Here is a 16,506-nt window from a genome sequence, read left to right on the forward strand (position 1 = left end):
ATTATGATTTGGCTTGGGCTTGAGGTTCCGAAGGGGCTTCTTGTCCGCCATCATTGAGTAGCTCAAACTCAGCGAGACGTAAGTCTGCTTGCTCATCGCCATCTTTTGATTGCCAAATTCGAGCGAAGATGTAATCGTGTTGTTTCGACAGCCAGACAAAGGTTTCGCGGCGGTTGTTCTTGCGTACGCGTTTCAATTTGACCGCTTCGACCTGACCGATTGGCAGTTCAATCACTTCATCGCCAACCACTTCATAGCGGTATTCGCGACGCTCACCTTTGTACAAGACCGGATACAGTAATTGGCTTTTACCGGCCGCAACGTCTAGCCGCATTTGCAGCTGATAACCCACAGGATCAAGCAAATCAGCAGCCCACTCGGTTGCCAACGGGTAATCATCATAGATGTCAGTCAGACTTTTTTTGGAGCCATCAAAAATGATGTGGCTTTCGCGATCAGGGCCGGTACCGGAGCGATTAAATTGGTACTCGACGGAATTGACTTTACCGTCGGTTAACTTGACCCAGCTTTGCTCTTTGCGTTTATCCGACAAGATAAACCAGTTCAAGCTGCTTTCTGAGCAAAAATACCAGCGGCCGTCGGCACTGTGGTGAAACGTTCGTTTGCCGGTGCCCACTTCGCTGCCGTTACGAAATACTTTGTAAGTGCTTTGGAAGGCGACTAATTCAAAGGGACTATCCGCGTGACTTGGTGTTGCGAAAAAAGCTATGGATGCCAATAGCAACCAATAACGCATGATAAATCCCCTTAATGATAATCGTTAATCTGAAGCGTACCCTGCCGATGTTAATGGATTTCCATCCAATTGAGCAACGCCATTGATCAGTTTTGCGCGTCCGGTAGCAACCCATTGAATCGTCAGCGGGAAAATCCGATGCTCTTGTTCTAAGACTCGTTGTTGCACCGATTGTTCATCATCATCTTCAAAAATTGGGACTTTGGCCTGCAAAATGACTGGTCCACCATCTAACTCTTCGGTGACAAAGTGGACTGAACAGCCATGTTCTTTGTCGCCAGCTTCGATCGCTCGGCGGTGGGTATTAAGGCCCGTGTACTTTGGCAGAAGTGACGGATGGATGTTAATCATCTTGCCTTCGAATCGGCGCACGAATTGCGGCGTCAAAATTCTCATAAAGCCAGCAAGAACAATGACATCTGGCTCAAACGTGTCCACTAAACCAGCCAATGATTGATCATAATCTTCGCGATTAGCAAAGAGTGAGTGCTCGAGTACTTTGGTAGGGATCGATGCGGAAGCAGCGCGCTCTAAACCATAGGCATCGGAGCGGTTGGAGATAACGCCAACCACTTGGCCGTCAATTTGACCATTTTCTGCGTGGTCAATAATGGTTTGCAGGTTGCTGCCGTTGCCCGAAATGAGCACAACAATGCGAGCTGGCTCTGTCATCACTTGATTTCGACCTGCTCTTCGCCTTGCTCAGCGGCGGCAATTGAGCCAATTAACCAGGCTTCTTCACCGTGTTGCTGTAACAATGCTAATGCTTGCTCTACTTGCTCTTGCGGTAATGCCACGACTAAACCAACACCACAGTTAAAGGTGCGGTACATTTCGTGGGTTTCAACGTTACCTTGCTTTTGTAACCAGTTGAAAATCTCTGGCCACTGCCAAGAATTACCATCGATCACAGCTTTGGTTTGCGCCGGCAAGACGCGTGGAATGTTTTCCCAGAAGCCGCCACCGGTAATGTGGCTGATGGCGTGAACATCAACTGTTTTGAGCAACTCTAGGGTTGATTTGACGTAAATGCGGGTTGGCTCTAGAAGTGCTTCGCCTAAGGTTTTATCGCCAAACGCTTCGCTAGTATCGGCACCGGAAACTTCCAAGATCTTGCGGATCAGTGAATAGCCGTTGGAGTGTGGGCCACTGGAGCCAAGTGCAATCAGAGCATCGCCTGCTGCAACTTTACTGCCATCAAGGATCTTGGCTTTTTCAACGACGCCGACACAGAAGCCAGCCATATCGTAATCATCGCCTTCGTACATACCCGGCATTTCAGCGGTTTCGCCACCGATCAGAGCACAGCCAGATAGCTCACAGCCTGCGCCAATGCCGGTAACAACGTCTGCTGCGGTATCAACGGCGAGTTTGCCAGTGGCGTAATAGTCGAGGAAGAACAGTGGTTCAGCACCTTGAACGATCAAATCGTTCACGCACATGGCAACCAGATCGATTCCGACGGTGTCGTGTTTTTTCAGATCAATAGCCAGACGCAGTTTGGTGCCTACACCGTCAGTGCCGGCAACCAATACTGGTTCGTCATAGCCTTTGGGCAGTTGGCAAAGGGCGCCAAAACCACCTAAACCCCCCATGACTTCTGGACGGGATGTGCGTTTCGCAACGTGTTTGATGCGGTCTACCAACGCATTACCGGCATCAATATCAACACCCGCGTCTTTGTAACTCAAAGAAGGTTTATTCTCGCTCACTTGTAACCTCAGTCGAACTGGCCAAAAAAAGACGCGGTATTCTACCAATCGTTCGGTCTAGGGGAAACTGTTAGAGGCGAAGATCAGGCTGAATTCGGTAAATTGACATGATTTAGTAGCGAAATCTCTGTCTTGCTCGTCAGTATGGATTGGAATTGCTACTATACATGCCACTTCAATGTCCCCAATGTCATTGCGCATGGGTTATATCGTTTGACAAGGAATTACTGTGAGTTGTCGAGTTGTTCTGCTGCTACTTGCGCTGCTCAGTCCGCTACATAGCTTAGCGACCGAAGTAGCAAACTTGTATACGGCGCGCGTTGATGCTTCGTTGAAATTAGAAACTGGATTGTCGCAGGGCTTTGATCAGGTTTTGGTGCGCGTATCGGGCCAACGAAATGCCCTGAGTAATGCGTTAGTCATGGCGCAAAAAAGTTCGGTACGCCAATACTTAGTGCAATACGGTTACATTGACGAAGGCGGTAAGCGCTGGCTGGAAGTGACCTTCAATCAGGAAGCCGTTGATCGCTTATTGCGTCAGGCCAACCTGCCCATTTGGGGGAGCTTGCGGCCAATGACCATCGTGTGGCTTGCCACCGAGCAAAACTTTGAACGTGAACTGGTCAGCGAACAAAGCCCGCTACTTGCCGAGGCTAATTTGGCCGATGTGCTGCGTCAACGGGGCGTGCCTATGATGCTGCCACTGCTCGACTTAGATGACATTATGTTGGTCGATGCCGCTGATATCTGGGGCAATTTCCCGATGCCGGCAATTCAGGCCTCGGCCCGTTACAGCGCCGATCAAATGGTGATGGCAAAACTCTATCAGCTCGGCGGTGAACAATACCAGCTGCAATGGTCGGTCTATCAGTTAGCTGACATGCAACCCAACACCATTGCTAAGGCTTGGCATCAAGAGCAGTTACAAGGCGAACTCGACACCTTATTACCCGAATGGCTAGAGCAAATGGCGGATGTGTTTGGCCAGCAATATGCGACGCAAGCCGGCCTTTCTGCAGCCGATAGCGTTCAGGTTAAAATTTATAACCTCACCGACTTGTCGCGGGTGTTGCGCGCCGAGCAGAGTTTGTCATCAATGGCCATGGTGTCGCAGGTTGATTTGCAGGACTTTAGCGCCAATTATGCGGTGTTCCGAGTCAATCTGTTGGGCGCCGCTCAGGATTTCTATCGCGCTTTGGCGCTCGACAAGCAATTGCAAGCGATGGAAACCTTTGATGCGCCAATGGTCGGGGCCGATGCAGAGGTGACTGAAGCTGACAACGATCAGCAAGGCGAACAGCAAACACCAGCGGCCAAGCAAACCATGCCTTCTTATATGTGGCAAATGTAGTGCTAATTTAAGGTAGGTTGGTTCTGACAATCGATAATTCCGGCCAGTTGCCACTGGCCATTCAACTTCCCGATGATGAGACCTTTGCCAGCTTTTATAGTGCTGGCAACGAGGTGCTTGTCGCTGCCATGAAACAGGCATTGAATTCCGACTCTGGTGGTTTCCTCTATTTGTGGGGACCGACAGGCAGTGGTAAAAGTCATCTATTGCACGCCGCTTTAAACTGGTGTGCAAGCTGTCATCAGCCGAGTAGTTATATTCCGCTGCAGCATCATGCCAGTATGGCGCCGGAAATGCTTGAAGGGCTGGAAAATCTCCACTTGGTGGTGCTAGACAACTTGGATGAGATTGCCGGTAACGAAATCTGGGAACAAGCCATTTTTGATCTGTTTAACCGCATTCAAGAGCAGGGCAAAGTGCTGGTTGTGAGCGCCGATGGGGCCGCTCGCCATTTACAGTTACAGCTGCCTGATTTGAGATCGCGGCTCGACTGGGGAACCAGCTACCAGTTAGCGGCACCCGATGACGATAGCAAGCTGGCGATTCTGCAGCTCAGGGCCAATATGCGCGGTTTGGTGTTGTCGGATGAAGCCGGACGCTTTTTATTGCACCGTGCGAGCCGCAACATGGCTGATTTATGGCTGACCTTGGATAAGTTGGATACGGCGTCAATGCAGGCTCAGCGCAAACTCACCGTACCCTTTATCAAACAAGTGCTGGGATACTAGAGCCTACGGACTGATTACTTCCCTTTGCGTTTTTTCAGGCCCAATCCAAGCTGTTGACCGCGCCAGCGGGCGAATAGAATCGAACCTACCAGCCAACAACTGACCAGCACAATTTCGATAAAAGCGAGTAGCCGCTCGGCTGGCTCGACGTATATCTGCACGCAGCCATGCATTAAATAGAGCAACGCGATAAAGGTGCTCCAGGCATGGGTATAGGGATTGTTGGCAATAATGCCACGCAGCGGAAACAGCAACGGCAGCAACCACAGCAAGGTAAGCCAAAACGAGGAAACATGTGGATGTGGCGATAACACACTTTGCCACAAAATGATCAGCGCAAAGAGGCCGAAATAACCAAATTTCGAAAGCCAGCAAACGGTCGTTATTTTTTGCATGATTGGTGTTCTTCGGTTCGCAGCACGATCAGCGCTGGGCTGTAAATGGCAGGGAGACTAGCGCCGTGTTGGCGTCAATGCAAGCCATACCGCGTTGGTCCGGTATGGATTGCCAAAGTGATTGTTGGGTGATTCGCCGAGGTCGGCCGACCTTAACCGTTGATCAGGGTCAGCACATTCTCTGGCGGACGGCCAATGACCGCTTGCTCGCCTTTGACCACGATTGGTCGTTCGAGCAATTTCGGCGTCTTGGCGATCGCGTTGATCAGCGCCGCTTCGCTGACATCATCTGCGTCAAGCTGCTGCTCTTTGTATTCGGCTTCTTTGGTACGCATCATCTGACGCGGAGCCAAATGCAGCAACTCAGCCAGATTTTCAATTTCATCTGGCGTAGGCGGTGTTTTCAGGTATTCAATGATTTCTGGTTCAATACCATTTTCTTGCAGCAAAGCCAGTGTCTGGCGCGACTTTGAGCAACGAGGGTTATGGTAGATGCGATAGGTGTTCATGCACTTTCTCTGCTGGTTTATTGTTGTAATTGAATAAAAACAATTCGCTTTTATGCCACGGCGCCATGATTGCTGCAAGGCGACTTAGGTCGTACCTGTGGTTATAGTGACTTCAAGCGAGTCAGATCATTGCGGTATTGGCGCACCTTCGCTTCGAGTTTCACAATCTCAATATTGTTGTCATCCGGAGTGGCGTGTAACGCTCGTTCCAGCATGGCAATGGCTTGCTCGTATTGCAGCATCAGGGCTAACCGGTCGGCTTTGACACTATAGTGCTGAGCCGTATTGCCTTGCTTTAAATAAGCGTCACTAAGCAATGCCAGCGCGACCATGTCTTCTGGGTGCTTGACGCGAAAACGATTCAACAGCTCAATGGCTTTGTCGGCCTTGTTTCGTTTGATGAGAACGTTGGCATAGTTGAGGGTGATGACCTGATTGTTGGGCATGTACTGGTAGAAGTCATTGAGACGCGATTCAGCTCGCTCGGCATTGCCCGTTTCCATATCGATATCGGTGATGGCATCAATAACAAACAGATTACGCGGGTATTCTTTTAGCAAAGGCGCGATGGTTTTGGCCGCTTGTTTGGCGTTGCCATCATCAAATTGGGCAATGGCCAAGCCATAAACTGCTGCATCAACTAAACGGCCTTCTTTCTTGTCGACTCGACGCTGAAACTCTTGCACCATGACCTTTGACGATTTGCCGGAGTAACGTGCTTCAATCCGCGCCTTGGCAAATTGAAAATCAACACTGACCGGATAGGCTTTGCGCGGGAACTGCTGAGCGCGCAGCTGCGCATCGGCAACCCGGCTTTCCGGAATGGGGTGAGTCAGCAAAAATTGCGGCGGCTTGCTGACATATCGATATTGTGCCGCCATTTTGGCAAAAAACTCAGCCGCAGCGTATGGATCATAGCCAGCAGCAACTAAGGTTTGCATGCCAATTCGGTCGGCCTCGGCCTCGTTTTTACGGGTAAAGTTAATGCTCATTTGCTGCGATGCAGCCATCGTCGTTTGCAGCGCCGCGATACCCGCTTGCGGCGCTAATACCGCCAGCACGATAGAGCCCAATGCGGCGCCCAGTGTCGCTGGCTGGTTTTGCATTTGCGCTTCAATATGGCGGGCTAGGTGGCGCTGATTGACGTGGGCGATTTCGTGCGCCAACACCGAGGCAATTTGACCCTCCGAATCAGCGTGCAGATATAAGCCACTGTGAACACCAATGTGACCACCGAAAAAGGCAAAGGCGTTAATGCTGTTTTCATTAACCCAAAAGAACTTAAATGGATGAATCGGTTGTTTGGTGGCGGTGACCAAGCGATAACCCAAAGATTCGAGATGTTCTTGCAATACTGGGTCATTAATTAGCGGATAAGCACCACGGATTTGGCGCATGGAAATATCACCAATCATGCGCTCTTTTTCTAAAGTAAGCGCGGATAGCCCCGCGGTTCCTATATCGGGGAGATTGTTGCCTGTCGACACGGCATGACTGGCCGGTGCCAGCATCGCCGTCATCAGAGTCGCGAGAGTTACCGCGCGAAGTTGAGAAAAAGTTGCCGTCAGGCGCTTGGTTACATTCAAAATGTCTATTCTTCCGTTACTTTTGCGACCATTGAGACCATCAGCTTGGCCATGCTCAGAGCGCAGTTTACCCAGTTCTTGCTAAAAAATGCCATTGTCAGCGTTGGTTTAGACTGAAATAATCATCACCATGCAACGACCACCACAAGTTCTGGCTAACACACTTGATTTGACGCATGAGCGCTGCCCCATGGCGTTTGTGCGCTGTAAGCACGCTTTGTTGAAATTGCAGCACGGCGAGTCGCTTGATGTTCATTTTAGCGACTCTTCGAGTGTAGCGGATATCCTTGACTGGTGCCGAGCTAGACCGTTGCAAGCTAACGTTTTTAATACAAATAATGAAATTCATGTGGTGTTTTCATTGACCTCAAATGGCGCCCATGGAGCCGCAACCTAAGGAGTTCATCACTGTATGTTACGGATGATGAAAAGTTGGTATCAGCGTAAATTTTCTGACCCCGCAGCGGTTAGTTTGTTCACCATTTTGTTAACTGGTTTTCTACTTATTTACTTTGGCGGCTCGTTATTAGCGCCTATTTTTCTGGCCATTGCATTTAGTTACATTCTCGATTGGCCGGTGACCCAACTGGAACGAATAGGCGTCCGCCGTGGCCTCGCAACGTCGTTAGTGCTGATTTTATTTGTTGGTTTATTGCTGATCGGCGTACTGGGCTTGATCCCGCTGATTTGGGGGCAGGGGGTCAATCTGGTGACTGAATTGCCGGTGATGTTTGAAAAAGCTCGGCATGGCCTGTGGGAGTTGCAGTCGACTTATCCGCAATTTGTCAGTAAAGCGCAAATCGCGCTGATCACCGACAACATTCGTGATTCAGTACTGAGTTATGGCCAAACGTTTGTCTCTACTTCGTTGCAGTCATTGGTTAGCTTAGTGACGGTACTGATTTATTTGATTGTGGTGCCGTTGTTGGTGTTTTTCTTTTTGAAAGACAAAGACCAGCTACTCTCTGGTATGAGCCGTTTTCTGCCGGGCAATCGCAAATTGGTCAATCAGGTCGGCGAAGAGATGAATCTGCAAATCATCAATTATATTCGCGGTAAGCTGATTGAAATTGCTGTTATTGGCGTGGCCTCTTACGTCTTTTTTATTGCCATTGATTTGCGCTATGCCGCCTTGTTGGCCGTGCTAGTCGGGTTATCTGTGGTGATCCCCTATGTTGGAGCAACCTTAGTGACCATTCCGGTTGCGCTGGTTGGCTTGTTTCAATGGGGCTTAACGGCCGATTTTGGTTACCTAATGCTGGGCTATGGTGTGATTCAGGCACTTGATGGCAACTTGCTGGTGCCGCTGCTGTTTTCTGAGGCGGTTAATCTTCATCCCGTGGTCATTATCATTGCGGTGTTGGTATTTGGTGGGCTGTGGGGCTTTTGGGGCGTGTTCTTTGCTATTCCGTTGGCAACCTTGGTGAAGGCTGTGATCAATGCTTGGCCGACGACTCAAACAGATGAGCCGCCGCCGCAGACAGAGGTTTAGCCTTTCAAGTAACCGAGCACCACATCGTGGTGCTCTTTTGTTTTGAACTTATCAAAAACATGCTCGACTTCGCCTTGCTCATTGATTAAGAAAGAAATTCGGTGGATTCCGTCATATTCCTTGCCCATGAACTTCTTCAAGCCCCAAACGCCGAAGGCGTCAGCGATGGCATGATCTTCATCTGACAACAAATCAAAGTTGAGATCGTACTTTTCGATGAACTTTGGTAGCCGTTTAACCGGATCGGGGCTAATGCCAAACACCACGGTATTCAGCGCATCCAACTCCGCTTTGCTGTCGCGTAAACCACAAGCTTGAGTGGTGCAGCCGGGCGTCAGCGCTTTCGGGTAGAAATAGACCAGCACTTTTTTGCCTTGATAATCGGCAAGACGAACGATATCGCCATGTTGGTTCGGTAATTCGAACGCCGGCGCTTGGCTTCCAGATTGAATAGGGTTCATAGGTAATCCTTGCTTTTTTAATGAAATCGGCCGATGTCGGTGGCCAGGTCTTAACGGTTGGTCGAAAAGTGTCCATTGATACCGCTTAGATGTGATTACGGTGCTGATTCGTGCGCAGTTCAACCTTGTCTTTAACAAGGCTGCAAATTACCATAGAGCGCTTAGCTTTTCAGGGGAAAAATTACATGCTGTCAGGAAGCATCGTAGCGCTGATCACACCTATGGATGATCAGGGAAACGTGGATTACGACGCGCTCGCTCAATTAGTCGAGTGGCACATTGAATCGGGCACTAGCGGTATCGTCGCAGTCGGTACTACCGGAGAGTCGGCGACATTGAGTGTTGAAGAGCATCAGCAGGTGATCCGAAAGACCGTCGAATTCGCAGCTGGTCGTATCGATGTTATTGCTGGCACTGGCGCGAACTGTACCCGAGAAGCATTGGAATTGACCCATGGGGCGGAAAAGGCCGGCGCCAAAGCCTGCTTGAGCGTCACACCTTATTACAACAAGCCAAGTCAGCAGGGCTTGTATTTGCACTATAAAACAATTGCAGAAAACAGCTCGCTACCTCAGGTCCTTTACAATGTGCCTGGCCGTACCGCAGTTGACCTGTTGCCAGAAACCGTGATTGAGTTGGCGCAAGTCAACGGCATTGTCGGGATTAAAGAAGCCACCGGCGATGTTGCTCGAGTTGCTACCTTACGCCAAGGCTGTGGTGATGATTTTGTATTACTCAGTGGTGATGATGCCACCGGCTTGCAGTTTATGCTCGATGGTGGTGATGGCGTTATTTCAGTGACCAACAACCTCGCGCCTGCGGCAATGGCCAAAATGTGCCAACTGGCCAAGTCGGGCGAGGTTGAACAAGCGCAAGCGATTAACCAGCGATTGATGCCGTTGCACGAACATTTATTTGTTGAAGCAAACCCAATTCCTGTGAAATGGGGACTTTGGCGGCTTGGCCGGGCAGCATCTCCGGCGTTGCGTTTGCCACTGACCACTTTATCCGAATCGAATCAGGCGATTTTGCAAAAAGCCATGATTGATGCTGGTTTAACTCTGTAAGTCGGGAGATTAACATCTTGAATAAGCTAGTATTCGGTGCCGTAGCTGCCGGGATTATGTTGGCAGGTTGTACCGGAAATGACTACCGGGCTCGTTCTGATTTTGAGTACCTCGAAGAACAAAGTAACCCTGAATTTCAGGTTCCCGAGGATTTGACGGCTCCGCCTAAGCGAGCCGATTACTACATCCCGCCGGTGCAAGAAACCGAAGAAACCGCCTATGGTGCCGATTTGGCGATCTCAGCGCCGATTCAAGTATTGACCCTGGTTGATGGCAGCTTACGTCCGCAAGGCGATGATCGTCGCGCTTCAATCGAATTTGATATCACCAGCGTTGATGGCGACAATCCAGTTGATGGCATCTGGAATTCATTGTGGGGCTTGATCCAGAAGCGTGGCATTGCGGCCCGCTTTTGGGACAAAGATGGCGGCATTCTGGTAACCGATTGGTTTGTTGCTCATCGCGATGAAGATCCAAATTACTTCTTTGGTCTGGAAGATTACTTTATGGATCGCCGTGGCGATCTGGAAGTGCGTGCCCGTTATGCTTTTAATTTAGAAGTGGGCCGAACCGGCCGAACTGCCAAGTTAAGCGCTGCTATGGTTGGCTTTGAGCGCTACTTTGATAACCAGTTAGAGCGCGATAAACCAACCCAAGTTGAGCGTGATAATTTCACCGTCAACGTGCTTAACGGCGTTGTTAAACAGTACCAGCAAGACATGCAGCTGCAACGCCAAGAGAAGTCGCTAGAACAACAGCGAGCGATGGCGTTATCACTGCAGGTGGATCAAAAAGGGTTGGCTTCAATTGTTGCTGCTGTACCGTTTGATCAGGCATGGCAAAATGCTGAATCGCTGCTCGAAGCCGCTGGCTTTATCGTCGAAGATAAAGACCGCACTCAGGCTACCTACTTCGTCAACGTGCCATCGAACTGGAGCTTCAGAAAGCTGTTCGTGACCGATGACGAGGAGATGGGAATTGAGTCTGGTGATTACAAACTATTCTTTGGCGATCGTGGCCAGACCACAACCATTAGCATCTTTAACGATGACAACAAGCCGCTGAGCGAAGAAGAAGTCAGTAAAGCCTATCACTCACTGCGCGAAGCATTGGAGCGAATGACTAACTAATCAGTTTGGTCTGTGTCTTTGTTATATTTGGCCCGAGCCATGGGATCGACTAGATCCTCTCGCTTGGGCCATTTCATTTTAGCGGAATACTTCAACACCATTAGATTGCTGACAATTACACCCAGCACCAGCAAAATGATGACCGCGATACTCCAACCAGATAACTCTGTGCCCATTTCCTTACCCTAGACGGCTAATAGGTGATACAAATCGTTCGAACAGAGTATCGAAGTTCGCCGCGATAGTTTTTTGACCTGCGACATTAGCATTGATGATTGCATCAAGTATTGCTTCGGGTTGTCGCATTGCTTCCACTTTTTGTGCCGATGGCGCATGGCTTAGGTGCCAGGGTTCGCAGGCAACGCCGCCTAAATCGGTGGCATAAGGGAAGAAAAAATCAAATTCATGGGCACGTTGCTGCAACCATTGCCAAGTCGCAAACTGTGGCCCGCCGGCCTGATATTCGCTGGCAATTAGTTGTAATGGTTGCTGTTGCAATGGCTTGCTGTAGACATCGAGATCGGTCCCCCAGTGATGCCGGCTGGTGCCCGGCAGTGCCGAAAAACGCATGATCGCGTGGATCTTCTGCAGCTCGGTCAAGGTCTCCATCGCGACTGGGGCATGGTGATCATCAAGCACTGCGCGCTGGCCGTTAAACTTACTATCCCAAATCAATTGCTGGCGCTGAAAGCTGCGAAAGCTGCTCACTAAGTTGAGCTCAAGGCCATCTTCAGCTGCTGCTTTTGCCATGGCCAGCCAAGCCAGTTTGGCTGGCGCCAGTAAGGCATGATGGTCATCAATCTGGCTCAGGTGAGACGAACTCAGTCCGAGCCAATTAGCAGGTTGCAGCGCTGGCATTGTCATTCGGTTAGCAGGTGCTCCATGATGCCCTGATACATATCGGTCAATTGGATCAGATCAGTTACCTTAACGCATTCATTGACCTTGTGAATGGTCGCATTGCATGGCCCAAGTTCAATTACTTGAGCGCCAGTTGGCGCAATAAAGCGACCATCGGAGGTGCCACCTGTGGTGAGCAATTCCGGCTCCTGGCCATTGACCTGTTTAATCGCAATTCGAACCGCATCAAGAAGCTTACCGGTGTCGGTTAAGAACGGCTCACCATTAAAGGTCCACTTTAAGTCGTAGTCTAGGCCATAGCTGTCGATCAGGCTCTCAACACGTTGCACTAAACCTGACGAGCTGCTTTCGGTGCTAAAGCGGAAGTTGAACATCACATCGAGTTCACCCGGCACCACATTGGATGCCCCCGTACCGGCTTTGATATTGGCAATCTGAAAGCTGGTAGGCGGGAAGTAGTCATTGCCGTTATCCCAGTGTTTACTGCTCAATTCCGCCAGCATTGGCGCTGCTTTATGAACTGGGTTATCTGCCAAGTGAGGGTAGGCAACGTGGCCTTGCACACCTTTCACCACCAGCTCGCCGGTAAGGGAACCACGACGACCATTTTTCACCACATCGCCGACATGGTTGGTACTCGATGGTTCACCGACCACACACCAAGTCATTTTTTCCTGACGTTGTTCTAAGTGCTCAATAACCCGCACGGTGCCGTTAATAAACGGGCCTTCCTCATCGCTGGTGATGAGAAAGGCTAGTGAACCTTGATGATCGGGATGCTCTGCAATAAATCGTTCGACCGCCACAATCATGGCAGCCAACGAGCCCTTCATATCGGCAGCGCCACGGCCGTGGAGGTGGTCATCGATAATGGTAGGCTCAAACGGCGGTGTATGCCATTTGGCGGGATCGCCAGAGGGCACCACGTCGGTGTGGCCGGCAAAGCCGAGGACTGGCGCTTGATCGCCGCGGCGAGCCCAGAAGTTGAGGGTATCTTCAAAGTGCAGCTTTTCAATACGGAAACCGAGTTTAACCAAGCGCTCAATCATGAGCTCCTGACAGCCTTCGTCTAGTGGCGTCACCGACGGGCGAGCGATTAACTCCTTGGCAAGTTCAATGGTTGGGTGAGTCATTGGCTAGTTTCCTTGTGCCAGCAGCGGGCTGTAAAGTTTGTCGTTAAAGCCCACAATCAATGTTTCTGCGATGACTAGCACTGGCCGCTTCATTAAGGTTGGTTGCTCTAGAATTAACGCCAGCGCTGATGATTCATCAAGGTTTTGCTTTTGTTCGTCGGTTAATGCCCGATAACTGGTCGAGCGCTTATTGAACAGTACTTCCCAGCCAACTTGCTGAGCCCATGCTGACAATTGAGCGTGTTCTAGTGGTTGTTCGCGAACATCCTGAAAGGTAAAGTCGATATCGTTTTTTTCTAGCCACTTACGGGCCTTGCGAACCGTATCGCAGTTGCTGATCCCGTAAACAGTGGCGTGATGAGTAGACATGTGATCCCTTTGGCGCAATCAAAATTGGGCCAAGAATATCACAATCCTTTAAGCAGTCAGGAGTGGATTGACTAATGATTCATGCAACTCGCATGAACATGCAGTCAAGATGAACCTCGACGCAACAAACTTACAATACTGCAACTGACTTCACTTGTGCCCAGACATGATGACCCGGATGGATTTGTAATCGCTCTACCGAGTGGCTTGATAGCTGCGCCAGTAGCTGCTGCTCCTCGCCCAAATCAAGTGTCACCAGTTTCTCGCCGGGCCGCCTGCCTTCGGCAACATGACTGACTTTGGCGGGAAAAATATTGCTGATACTGGTGTCGTGAGGCTGAGTTAGACACACACTGACATCTGACGCAAACACGCGGCAACGCAACTGTTGACCAACCGGATGGTCTTGCTGACTCAGGCGAAGGGCAAAGCGGCCAAATTTCAACTCACTGGCAAAGTGTTCGAGGTGCCTACTAATTCGGCCTTCAATCACCGAGCTGGCGCCGTCATTGAACAGTTCTGCGTGTTGATGATCGAGCAACACCTGTTTGATTGGCCCTGCCGCTTTGATTTCGCCATGGTCGATTAACACCAAATGGTCCGCCAAGCGCGTTACTTCATCGGCAGCATGGCTGACATAAACCACCGGAATAGCTAATTCCCGATGTAACCGTTCGAGATACGGCAAGATCTCCTGTTTGAGGCCTTTATCCAGTGCCGATAAGGGTTCATCCATCAACAGCAGTCTTGGTGACGTCAACAGTGCACGAGCAATCGCAACTCGCTGTCGCTCGCCGCCGGACAGGGCGCTCGGCGAGCGTTTTAATAACGGCGACAGGCCAAGTAACTCAACAATATGAGATTCGGAAACTTGACGCTGAACCGGCGCAATGCGTTTCATGCCAAATTGCAAGTTGGCGGCGACATCTAAATGGGGAAATAAACTGGCTTCTTGGAACACGTAGCCGACTTGACGTTGGTGAGGTGGTACAAAAATGCCATTGGCTTCATCTTGCCAAGTGTCCTGACCAATCTGAAAAAAGCTATTGGGCAGTCGCTCCAGCCCCGCCATAGCTCGCAAACAAGTGGTCTTGCCGGAGCCTGATGCCCCGTACAACGCGCTGATACCGGTGGCCGGTAGCTCGATTTTGACATCGAGGGTAAATCCCTGACGCTGAACGTGAAATGCAGCCGTAACCGACATCAGAGCGTCCCTCGCTGGCTGGCTCGATGATTAATCATGTAGATGGCCAGTAGCGCGATAAACGAAAAGGCCACCATACCGCCAGCTAGCCAATGCGCCTGACCGTACTCCATGGCCTCGACGTGGTTGTATATTTCAACCGACAGGACTCGTGTTTCGCCGGGAATATTACCGCCAATCATCAGCACGACGCCAAATTCGCCGATTGAATGACAAAAGCCCATCACAATCGCGGTGAAAAAACCGGGCCGGGCCATCGGTACGACGACGTGCCAAAAGCAGTCCCAAGGGGAGGCCCTGAGTGTGGCAGCAACTTCCAATGGTCGCTTGCCAATGGCTTCAAATGCATTCTGAAGCGGTTGTACCACAAAGGGCAGGGAATGAACCGCACAGGCGATAGCGATGCCGGCAAAACTAAAGGGTAATGTGCCTAAACCTAAAGCGGCAGATAATTGGCCTGCCGGACCGTTTGGTCCGAGCAACAGTAACAGATAAAAGCCCAACACGGTTGGAGGCAGAACCAGCGGTATGGCAAAAATAGCGCCCACTGCAGGTTTAAATTTGGATTGAGTTTGCGACAGCCACCAGGCGATCGGAGTGGCAATCAGCAGCAGTAACAGGGTCACCACAGACGCCAATTTTAGCGTCAGCCAAACAACGCTCAAATCGACGCCGCTCATCGGCTCAGTGCCCGTTGAGGTGGTGGTTGCTGTGTCGCTGCACTTGATCGATTCACGGACAAGGCTTGGTTTTCCCTATTTTGTTTCAGTTAAGCCTATCAAATCAGTGGCTTTGTGTCTGGTAGCCAAAGGATTCAATAATACGTTTCGCAGCCGGCGAGCGGAAGTAGTTGAGCAGTTCCACAGCCGCTTGAGGTTGTGCCGCTGAATTGATGATCACGGCATCTTGTTTTAACGGTTGATGAAGGGACTCAGGCACTAACCAGGCCGAGCCACTTGTCAGTTGACCATGATGATAGACCTGCGAAGCGGCGACAAAACCAGCAGTTGCGTTGCCGCTGCTCACATATTGATAGGTATGACTAATGTTTTGCCCTTGGACTAAACGAGATGACCAATAATCTTTGACCCCAAGGTGCTCCATCACTGTCAGGGCGGCTGCACCATAGGGTGCTGATTTTGGATTGGCGATGGCAAGGCGGCTGATGGCAGAGTCTGGTTGCAACTGTTGTGGCCCAGCGATTAGCTCCGGATCGGCGGACCACAAGACTAATTGGCCTATGGCGACCGTCAGCTGAGATGCGGCTTTCGCTCTGCCATTGTCGACAAGCGCTTTGGGTCTGGCTTGATCGGCGGCAATGAACACATCGAACGGTGCACCGTTAATGATTTGGGCGTAGAGCTTACCGGTTGAGCCTGCGGACAGTGATACCTGATGGCCGCTGCGTTCCGTGAAGTCGCTGGCGAGCGCTTGCATTGGTCGGTAAAAGTTAGCTGCAACGGCAACACGGATTTGTTCTGCATGAATGCGATTGGAGAATCCAGTCGCTACCACGAATACGAATATGAGCCACAATTGTAAACCACGAGGCTTGCTGTTAAACATTATCAATAAAAGCCCCTAAATCTTGGTGATAAAAATATTGCTGATAAAACCAATGAGTTGCCTAACGAACGACATTTAAACATGGCCAACAGCCTAATGCCAGTCAGTTAAGCTGACTGGCATTTTTCTTATTGGGATATTTTCGCGCCTTGTGCTTCACGCATCTAGGGTAAATTCTGTCTTCC

General features: G+C 50.3%; 20 protein-coding genes. 6 read left to right on the plus strand and 14 right to left on the minus strand.

Translation table 11 applies throughout. From position 1 onward, the window contains the following. Position 1: 1 nt before the first annotated feature. Genes IC617_RS17325 through purM form a run of 3 tightly spaced genes read right to left on the minus strand, consistent with a single transcriptional unit; the run spans position 2 to position 2,469 of the window. Entirely contained in the window at positions 2-757 is a 756-nt protein-coding gene (locus tag IC617_RS17325; protein WP_191146247.1) for a DUF3108 domain-containing protein, read from the minus strand. Between the two features lie 24 nt (positions 758-781). Next, the gene (gene purN / locus IC617_RS17330) at positions 782-1,429 is read right to left on the minus strand and encodes a phosphoribosylglycinamide formyltransferase (protein WP_191146266.1); all 648 of its coding nucleotides are present in this window, start codon (positions 1,427-1,429) and stop codon (positions 782-784) included. Beyond that, on the minus strand, positions 1,429-2,469 hold the full coding sequence (gene purM, locus IC617_RS17335; protein WP_191146248.1) for a phosphoribosylformylglycinamidine cyclo-ligase: 1,041 nt from the start codon (positions 2,467-2,469) through the stop codon (positions 1,429-1,431). Before purM ends, purN begins: the two co-directional genes overlap by 1 nt. Positions 2,470-2,698: 229 nt before the next feature. On the opposite strand from purM, the gene IC617_RS17340 reads away from it, so the two are divergent. Together IC617_RS17340 and hda are read left to right on the plus strand one after the other, a co-directional pair. After that, positions 2,699-3,820, plus strand: a complete 1,122-nt coding sequence (locus IC617_RS17340) for a DUF2066 domain-containing protein (protein WP_191146249.1) — start codon at positions 2,699-2,701, stop codon at positions 3,818-3,820. 17 nt (positions 3,821-3,837) lie between these two features. Further along, the gene (gene hda, locus IC617_RS17345; RefSeq protein WP_191146250.1) at positions 3,838-4,548 is read left to right on the plus strand and encodes a DnaA inactivator Hda; all 711 of its coding nucleotides are present in this window, start codon (positions 3,838-3,840) and stop codon (positions 4,546-4,548) included. 14 nt (positions 4,549-4,562) lie between these two features. On the opposite strand, the gene IC617_RS17350 is transcribed toward hda, so the two are convergent. The 3 genes from IC617_RS17350 to bepA form a co-directional block, all read right to left on the minus strand. Then, positions 4,563-4,943: a DUF2069 domain-containing protein gene (locus IC617_RS17350; protein WP_191146251.1), complete on the minus strand. Its 381-nt coding sequence runs from the start codon at positions 4,941-4,943 to the stop codon at positions 4,563-4,565. 152 nt (positions 4,944-5,095) lie between these two features. Continuing rightward, positions 5,096-5,452, minus strand: coding sequence for an arsenate reductase (glutaredoxin) (gene arsC, locus IC617_RS17355; RefSeq protein ID WP_191146252.1), 357 nt, complete (start codon positions 5,450-5,452; stop codon positions 5,096-5,098). Between the two features lie 101 nt (positions 5,453-5,553). Further along, on the minus strand, positions 5,554-7,038 hold the full coding sequence (gene bepA, locus IC617_RS17360; RefSeq protein WP_191146253.1) for a beta-barrel assembly-enhancing protease: 1,485 nt from the start codon (positions 7,036-7,038) through the stop codon (positions 5,554-5,556). A 130-nt stretch (positions 7,039-7,168) separates the two neighbouring features. Between bepA and IC617_RS19130 the strand changes: the two genes are divergently transcribed. Together IC617_RS19130 and IC617_RS17370 are read left to right on the plus strand one after the other, a co-directional pair. After that, entirely contained in the window at positions 7,169-7,435 is a 267-nt protein-coding gene (locus IC617_RS19130) for a sulfurtransferase TusA family protein (RefSeq protein ID WP_224746099.1), read from the plus strand. Between the two features lie 15 nt (positions 7,436-7,450). After that, a complete protein-coding gene (locus IC617_RS17370) occupies positions 7,451-8,530 on the plus strand; it encodes an AI-2E family transporter (protein ID WP_191146255.1) in 1,080 nt (359 codons plus the stop codon). On the opposite strand, the gene bcp is transcribed toward IC617_RS17370, so the two are convergent. Further along, positions 8,527-8,991, minus strand: a complete 465-nt coding sequence (gene bcp, locus IC617_RS17375) for a thioredoxin-dependent thiol peroxidase (RefSeq protein WP_191146256.1) — start codon at positions 8,989-8,991, stop codon at positions 8,527-8,529. The genes IC617_RS17370 and bcp overlap by 4 nt on opposite strands. A gap of 185 nt (positions 8,992-9,176) precedes the next feature. Between bcp and dapA the strand changes: the two genes are divergently transcribed. Both dapA and bamC read left to right on the plus strand, forming a co-directional pair. Beyond that, a complete protein-coding gene (gene dapA, locus IC617_RS17380) occupies positions 9,177-10,058 on the plus strand; it encodes a 4-hydroxy-tetrahydrodipicolinate synthase (protein ID WP_191146257.1) in 882 nt (293 codons plus the stop codon). Between the two features lie 17 nt (positions 10,059-10,075). After that, complete coding sequence (bamC, locus tag IC617_RS17385; protein WP_191146258.1) at positions 10,076-11,188, plus strand: NlpB/DapX family lipoprotein; 1,113 nt, start codon at positions 10,076-10,078, stop codon at positions 11,186-11,188. Here bamC and IC617_RS17390 read toward each other — a convergent pair. From IC617_RS17390 to modA, 7 genes are all read right to left on the minus strand, one after another. Beyond that, positions 11,185-11,364, minus strand: a complete 180-nt coding sequence (locus IC617_RS17390) for a DUF2897 family protein (RefSeq protein WP_191146259.1) — start codon at positions 11,362-11,364, stop codon at positions 11,185-11,187. The genes bamC and IC617_RS17390 overlap by 4 nt on opposite strands. Before the next feature lie 4 nt (positions 11,365-11,368). Continuing rightward, positions 11,369-12,046: a M15 family metallopeptidase gene (locus tag IC617_RS17395; RefSeq protein ID WP_191146260.1), complete on the minus strand. Its 678-nt coding sequence runs from the start codon at positions 12,044-12,046 to the stop codon at positions 11,369-11,371. 2 nt (positions 12,047-12,048) lie between these two features. Then, a complete protein-coding gene (dapE, locus tag IC617_RS17400) occupies positions 12,049-13,182 on the minus strand; it encodes a succinyl-diaminopimelate desuccinylase (RefSeq protein WP_191146261.1) in 1,134 nt (377 codons plus the stop codon). A gap of 3 nt (positions 13,183-13,185) precedes the next feature. Then, complete coding sequence (locus IC617_RS17405; protein ID WP_191146262.1) at positions 13,186-13,551, minus strand: arsenate reductase; 366 nt, start codon at positions 13,549-13,551, stop codon at positions 13,186-13,188. Positions 13,552-13,681: 130 nt separating this feature from the next. Beyond that, complete coding sequence (gene modC / locus IC617_RS17410; protein ID WP_191146263.1) at positions 13,682-14,755, minus strand: molybdenum ABC transporter ATP-binding protein; 1,074 nt, start codon at positions 14,753-14,755, stop codon at positions 13,682-13,684. Beyond that, positions 14,755-15,435, minus strand: coding sequence for a molybdate ABC transporter permease subunit (modB, locus tag IC617_RS17415; RefSeq protein WP_191146264.1), 681 nt, complete (start codon positions 15,433-15,435; stop codon positions 14,755-14,757). The genes modC and modB overlap by 1 nt, the downstream gene beginning before the upstream one ends. A 103-nt stretch (positions 15,436-15,538) precedes the next feature. Then, positions 15,539-16,321, minus strand: coding sequence for a molybdate ABC transporter substrate-binding protein (gene modA / locus IC617_RS17420; protein ID WP_191146265.1), 783 nt, complete (start codon positions 16,319-16,321; stop codon positions 15,539-15,541). Positions 16,322-16,506: the final 185 nt, after the last annotated feature.

Source organism: Neiella litorisoli (assembly GCF_014773395.1).
Taxonomy (GTDB): domain Bacteria; phylum Pseudomonadota; class Gammaproteobacteria; order Enterobacterales; family Neiellaceae; genus Neiella; species Neiella litorisoli.